The organism is Rhizobacter sp. P2_H2 (assembly GCF_056403375.1).
The window spans coordinates 1-961 of sequence record NZ_JBFUFP010001523.1; the positions used below are offsets into that span (position 1 = coordinate 1).

General features: G+C 63.8%; 3 protein-coding genes. All 3 read right to left on the reverse strand.

The genetic code is table 11. The features are described 5' to 3' along the window. Positions 1-545: arsinothricin resistance N-acetyltransferase ArsN1 family B (locus tag AC1D15_RS34435; protein WP_477829604.1), on the reverse strand; the 545-nt coding region annotated here is incomplete at its 3' end. Then, positions 542-727 (reverse strand): hypothetical protein, encoded by a 186-nt coding sequence (locus AC1D15_RS34440; protein WP_477829605.1) that lies wholly within the window; start codon positions 725-727, stop codon positions 542-544. The genes AC1D15_RS34435 and AC1D15_RS34440, both read right to left, overlap by 4 nt. A gap of 41 nt (positions 728-768) precedes the next feature. Continuing rightward, positions 769-961: GMP synthase (glutamine-hydrolyzing) (locus AC1D15_RS34445; RefSeq protein WP_477829606.1), on the reverse strand; the 193-nt coding region annotated here is incomplete at its 5' end.

The following is a 961-nucleotide window of genomic DNA, read 5'->3' on the forward strand; positions in this document are numbered from 1 at the left end:
TGCCTGCTCGGCTCGGAAGGATGCCTGCTCGGCTCGGAAGGAGGCGCATCCAAGGGTCGCAGCTCTCTCTGCCACCAACCGACATCGTGCCAGGCGCCCTTCTTGAATCCAACGTTGCGATAGACGCCGAGCGGCTTGAACCCGACAGCCTCGTGCAGACCCACGCTGCCCGCGTTCGGCAACGCAATGCCGGCGAACGCCTGGTAGTAGCCCAGTTCAGCCAGGCGCCTCAGCAACGCCTCGTACAGCCGTCGACCAATGCCTTGGCCGCGCATGTCCTCGCGCACGTAGGCAGAGGTGTCGACGGCCCATTGATACGCTGCGCGCTCCCGATGCTTGCCGGCGTACACGTAACCGCAGACACGCCCTTCTTCGTCCTCTGCGACGAGCCAGGGAAGTGCCGGCAGTGTCTTCGCGATGCGACTGCGCATCTCGTCGACGCTGGGCACCTCCAGTTCGAACGAGATCGTCGTGTGCTCGACGATCGGACCATAGATCGCGGCGACCGCTGCCGCGTCATCGAAATCAGCGTTTCGGATTTTCATCGGTTGACAGGATGAGGTTTGACGGAAATCTCGTGGCGCTGCTGCGAGCTTGGCACGAGCATCAGCGCGCCCGCGACGACCAGGCCGAGCGCGGCCGAGGCCCACATCGCATGCAGTCCGGCCAGCCCTTCTGACGGCAACTTTTCAAGCGGCGCAGAGTACCAACTGCTCAGGAAATCCAACGGATTTCGAACAGTTCAAGACCGCACCGACCCGCCCCGAATCACTCCCACTCGATCGTCGCCGGCGGCTTGCTCGACACGTCGTACGTCACGCGGTTGATCCCGCGCACCTCGTTGATGATCCGCCCCGATACCTTCTTCAGCAGGCTGTACGGCAGCTCGGCCCAGTCGGCGGTCATGAAATCGCTGGTCTGCACCGCGCGCAGCGCAACCACGTAGTCGTAGGTGCGGCCG